Source organism: Amycolatopsis sp. NPDC041971 (genome assembly GCF_055588925.1).
In genome coordinates this window covers 7,719-13,081 of record NZ_JBVJCE010000012.1, presented here as the reverse complement: position 1 = coordinate 13,081, position 5,363 = coordinate 7,719, and the positions used below count along the sequence as shown (strand labels likewise).

The 5,363-nt window shown below is 69.9% G+C and carries 4 protein-coding genes; 3 read left to right on the top strand and 1 reads right to left on the bottom strand.

What is annotated here, in order from left to right:
• The first annotated feature begins 174 nt into the window (after window positions 1–174).
• Entirely contained in the window at window positions 175–1,158 is a 984-nt protein-coding gene (locus ACZ6DT_RS22980; protein WP_465598698.1) for an SMI1/KNR4 family protein, read from the top strand.
• Window positions 1,159–1,295: 137 nt separating this feature from the next.
• Here ACZ6DT_RS22980 and ACZ6DT_RS22975 read toward each other — a convergent pair whose 3' ends face one another.
• Complete coding sequence (locus tag ACZ6DT_RS22975) at window positions 1,296–1,640, bottom strand: hypothetical protein (protein WP_043849072.1); 345 nt, start codon at window positions 1,638–1,640, stop codon at window positions 1,296–1,298.
• A 214-nt stretch (window positions 1,641–1,854) separates the two neighbouring features.
• On the opposite strand from ACZ6DT_RS22975, the gene lpdA reads away from it, so the two are divergent.
• Window positions 1,855–3,228 (top strand): dihydrolipoyl dehydrogenase, encoded by a 1,374-nt coding sequence (gene lpdA / locus ACZ6DT_RS22970; RefSeq protein WP_465598696.1) that lies wholly within the window; start codon window positions 1,855–1,857, stop codon window positions 3,226–3,228.
• 56 nt (window positions 3,229–3,284) lie between these two features.
• Window positions 3,285–5,063, top strand: coding sequence for a 2-oxoglutarate dehydrogenase, E2 component, dihydrolipoamide succinyltransferase (sucB, locus tag ACZ6DT_RS22965; protein ID WP_465598694.1), 1,779 nt, complete (start codon window positions 3,285–3,287; stop codon window positions 5,061–5,063).
• The last annotated feature ends 300 nt before the right edge of the window (window positions 5,064–5,363 follow it).

Genomic DNA, 5,363 nt, shown 5'->3' with positions numbered 1-5,363 from the left:
CTCCCCCACCCCCCTTGCGTTCCCGCTAGGACCACGCAGCAAACTCCCCCCCGGCCAAAACCCCCGTTCCCCCCCCCCCCCCCCCCACACCCCTCCCCCCCCCCCCCCACCCGCGTTATGGGTCCGAGGTGGCGGACGTGTCCCCCGGAACCTCGTTGTGGCAAGGTCGATTCCGTGGACACGGACGCGTATCTCGAAGGCGCGATCAGGGACGTGCTGAGTGGCGAAGACGCGACGCTCGACGACCGGATCGCGCACGCGGCGCTGTTGTTCGCCGCGTCCGGGGCGATGACGGAAGCCGACAGGCTGATCACGCATTGGCACGCGCTCACCGAACGTCCCGTCACCGCCCTGGTCCCCGGTGCCGTGCGGGCCCGGGCGTGGGCGATGCTCTTCGAAGCGCGAGGGGCGCGGCCGGAGTGGGCCGCGGCGCTGACTCCGCTCGATCTCGACGCCGAGGAACGTGCCCACGAGGAGTACCTCGCCCGGCAGGTGTCCGATCTCGACGGTCTGCTCGGCGGCTCCCCGATCGGCGAGGCCGTCTCACACCTCGGGCCGTCGCGGCCGGATCGGCTGCGTGAGGCCGTCGCGCGAGGCGACCTCGCTGCCTGGGCCGGGATCGCCTCACGACAGAGCCGCCCGGACGTCGCCGTGCTCGCCGCGTCGAGGCGGCTCGCGCCAAGGCTGGTCGAGGGGGCCGATCCGCTCGGGCTCGGCGGGTGGCCGGAAGTCTGCGCCGGGGCGCTGGTCGCGGCGCTGTACGAGCGCTACCCACCGGACACCGGATCGTGGCGCGAGATGGTCGTGGGCATCCTCCGGCTGCGTGGCGGAGGCACCGCTCCCCCGGCGGCGTCACTCCGCACCATCGGCGCGGCCGAGGCGCGGCTCGGGCTCCGGCTGCCCGACGACTACCGCGAGTTCCTCCAGACGTGCGACGGTCTGCCCGCCGACGTCGTCTTCCCCCGGCTGCTCGGCACGGCGGAACTCCGCGCGGAAGGCGGCGTCGTCGTGCTCTCGGACCCGGCAGTCGTGCTGCTCACCGCCGCCGGCGGACAGTGGCGGACGGTCGAGATCGACCCGGCGCTGGGCACGACGGTGCACCCGACGTTCCGGGCGCTGCTCGAGCGCCACCTACTCCTTCTGGCGCAATCCGCGTGAACTCCACCGGGCCGCGTGGCCCGGTCTCTCCCCGAGTCCTGCGCGCAGCCCGATCTGGGTCCCGGGCGAGCACGGACCGGAGGCGTGCCACCTACGGCTCGGCTTCCGCGACACCGGCATCGACCTCTGACCTCGCGTCAGGCTTCGCCGCGCTTCTTCCGCTCGGTGTACTCCCGCATCCTCTTCGGGTAGCCGACCCGGGCGACCTCGTACACGGGGATCGACCGTTTGTGACCGAACTGCCGCGCCGCGTCCAGGCTCTCGATCCGGCGCCTGGTCCACTCGCCGTCATGGGCGATGAGGACGACAGTGGTCTCCGTGACGTTGGTCTTGGGCTCCACATAGGCCTCGACACCGGTCCGTGAAGAGGCCCACTCTTCGAGGTGCTTGAAGTCGTTTGAAGAGGCTTTCCGCAGCGTACCGGGCTTTTGCCCGCCTTTAGAGCGCCGGCGCAGCGAGTCGAACAGACCCACTCCGACCACCTCACTTCCCACTCGCGTCCGATGCCCATTATCCCGGCTCCGGTGTGTGCTCCCCGTGGCGGCCCGCGCGGGCCGTGTCCCGTGGGTCACAGGACGCGGCCTAGGTCGCAGGCTCTCCATACGTAGTGACAAGATGGCAAGTGTCCGCGCGCGCGTATACCGCGCGAAGCGGCGCCAGAGCTCCACCCCTACCGCTTGCCGAGGAGTTATTGAAGTGACCGACACCTCCGCCGACCTTGTGATCCTGGGTGGCGGATCGGGCGGCTACGCCGCCGCGTTCCGCGCGGCCGAGCTGGGCCTTTCCGTCACCCTGATCGAAAAGGACAAGCTTGGCGGGACGTGCCTCCACCGAGGCTGCATCCCGACCAAGGCCCTCCTGCACGCGGCGGAGGTCGCCGACGAGACCCGCGACGCCGAGACCTTCGGTGTCAAGGCCGTGCTGGAAGGCATCGACATCGCCGGGGTCAACAAGTACAAGGACGGGATCGTCTCCCGCCTGTACAAGGGCCTCCAGGGCCTGGCCAAGGCGCACAAGGTGAACCTCGTCGAGGGCACCGGAACGTTCGTCGGCGGCACGACCGTCGAGGTCGAAGGCACCCGTTACACCGGCAAGAACGTCATCCTCGCCACCGGCTCGTACTCGAAGACGCTCCCCGGCCTCGAGCTGGGCGGCCGCGTCATCGCGAGCGAGCAGGCGCTTTCGCTGGACTACATCCCGAAGAAGGTCATCGTCCTCGGCGGTGGTGTCATCGGTGTCGAATTCGCGTCCGTCTGGGCGTCCTTCGGCGTCGACGTCACCATCGTGGAGGCGCTGCCCCGGCTGGTCCCGAACGAGGACGAGTACGCGTCCAAGCAGCTCGAGCGCGCTTTCCGCCGCCGCAAGATCGGCTTCAAGACCGGTGTCCGGTTCACCGGCGCCAAGCAGGACGACAACGGCGTGAGCGTGTCGCTGGAGTCCGGCGAGACGCTGGAAGCCGACCTGCTGCTGGTCGCCGTGGGCCGTGGCCCGAACTCGGCGGGGCACGGGTACGAGGAGGCAGGCGTCAAGATGGAGCGCGGCTTCGTCCTCACCGATGACCGCCTACGCACCAACCTGCCGAACGTCTACGCCGTCGGTGACATCGTCCCCGGCCTGCAGCTCGCGCACCGCGGGTTCCAGCAGGGCATCTTCGTCGCGGAAGAGATCGCCGGCCAGGAGCCGCGCGTGATCGACGAGAGCGGCATCCCGCGCGTCACCTACTCGCACCCCGAGGTCGCTTCGGTCGGCCTCACCGAGTCGCAGGCGAAGGAGAAATACGGCTCCGACGTCACCACCTTCACCTACGACCTCGGCGGCAACGGCAAGAGCCAGATCCTCAAGACCTCCGGTGGGGTCAAACTGATCAAGGCTCCGGAAGGGCCGGTCGTCGGCGTGCACATGGTGGGCGACCGCGTCGGCGAGCTGATCGGCGAAGCGCAGCTGATCTACAGCTGGGAGGCGTTCCCCGAGGACGTGGCTCCCCTCATCCACGCGCACCCCACCCAGACCGAGGCCCTCGGTGAAGCGTTCCTCGCCCTCGCGGGCAAGCCGCTGCACGTCCACAGCTGACGTCTCACCGTCGAAGAACCAGACCACGCAAGACATATCAAGGGAGTCAGCGAACGATGGCCTACTCCGTCACGTTGCCGGAGCTCGGTGAGAGCGTCACCGAGGGCACCGTCACCCGGTGGTTGAAGCAGGAGGGCGACACCGTCGAGGTCGACGAGCCGTTGCTCGAGATCTCCACGGACAAGGTCGACACCGAGGTCCCGTCCCCGGTCGCCGGCAAGGTCGTGAAGATCAGCGCGCAGGAAGACGAGACCGTCGAGGTCGGCGGCGAGCTCGCCGTCATCGACGACGGGACCGGCGGGGTGCCGGAGTCCTCCGGTTCCGCCGAGCCCGCCGCCGAAGAGGCGCAGCCCGAGCCCGAGCCGGAGTCCGAGCCGGAGCCCGCGCAGGAGGAGGCCTCCACGCCGTCCCGGCCGGACACCGCGCCGGCTTCGGGTGGGGAAGGCACCGAGGTGAAGCTGCCCGAGCTGGGCGAGAGCGTCACCGAGGGCACCGTCACCCGGTGGCTCAAGCAGGTCGGCGAGAGTGTCGAGGTCGACGAGCCGTTGCTCGAGATCTCCACGGACAAGGTCGACACCGAGGTCCCGTCCCCGGTCGCCGGCACCGTGCTGGAGATTCGCACCGGTGAGGACGAGACCGTCGAGGTCGGCGGTGTGCTCGCGGTGATCGGTGCCGCCGGTTCCGCCCCGGCGCCGAAGGCCGAGGAGAAGCCGGAACCCAAGCCCGAGCCGAAGCCGGAACCCAAACCGGAACCGAAGCCCGAGCCGAAGCCGGAACCGAAGCCCGAGCCCAAGGCGGAGGCCGCCCCCGCGCCGAAGCCCGCCGAGCAGCCGAAGCCGGCCCAGGCGAGCAGCGACAACGGTTCGGACAGTGGGCCGTACGTGACGCCGCTGGTCCGCAAGCTCGCGTCGGAGCACGGCATCGACCTGTCGTCGTTGAGCGGCAGCGGTGTCGGTGGCCGCATCCGCAAGCAGGACGTGCTCGCGGCCGCCGAGGCCAAGCAGAAGGCCGCCTCGGCTCCCGCCGCGCAGCCCGCTGCCGCCGCCCCGGCCCCCGCAGCCGCCGCTCCGTCGGCTCCGCGCAAGGCCGCGGTTTCGCCGGAGCTCGCGGCACTGCGCGGCACCGTGCAGAAAGCCAGCCGGATCCGCCAGATCACCGCCACGAAGACCCGCGAGTCGCTGCAGATCTCCGCGCAGCTCACGCAGGTCCACGAGGTGGACGTCACGAAGATCGCCAAGCTGCGTCAGCGGGCGAAGGCGGCCTTCAAGGAGCGCGAGGGCGTCAACCTGACGTTCCTGCCGTTCTTCGCGAAGGCCACCGTCGAGGCGCTCAAGCAGCACCCGAACGTCAACGCGTCCTACAACGAGGACACGAAGGAGATCACCTACCACGGTGCGGTGCACCTGGGAATCGCGGTGGACACCGAAAAGGGTCTGCTGTCGGTGGTCATCCACGACGCGGGTGAGCTCAGCCTCGCCGGTCTCGCGCACCGCATCGCCGACCTGGCAGGCCGCGCGCGTTCGGGCCAGATCAAGCCGGACGAGCTGTCGGGCGGCACCTTCACGATCACGAACATCGGCTCCAACGGTGCCCTGTTCGACACGCCGATCATCGTGCAGCCGCAGTCCGGCATGCTCGGCACCGGCGCGGTCGTGAAGCGTCCGGTCGTGATCGCGGACGCCGACGGCAACGACACGATCGCCGTCCGGTCGATGGCGTTCCTGCCGCTGACCTACGACCACCGCCTGGTGGACGGGGCCGACGCGGGCCGCTTCGTCACGACGATCAAGCAGCGTCTGGAAGAGGGCAACTTCGAGGACGAGCTCGGTCTCTAATCCTCCTGTGGCCCGTGAAGGCCCTCACTCCGCTTCGGCGGGGCGAGGGCCTTCCTCTTTCTCCCCGCGTTTAGTCCTCTGGATGCGGGGAGAAAGAGGAAGGCCGTGAAGCCTCCTTACCTACCCTGAAGGTAGTGAAGGGGCCCCTACTACGCCGCCGACGCGGTCGTGACGGGATGCACGGCGCGCGTAACGAACGACGTCGGTCCGGTTGGTGGGTGGGGGGGGGGGGGGGGGGGGGGGGGGAAAACAAACACCACCAACACCCAAAAAAGCCCACCCCCCCCCCCCCCCCCCCCC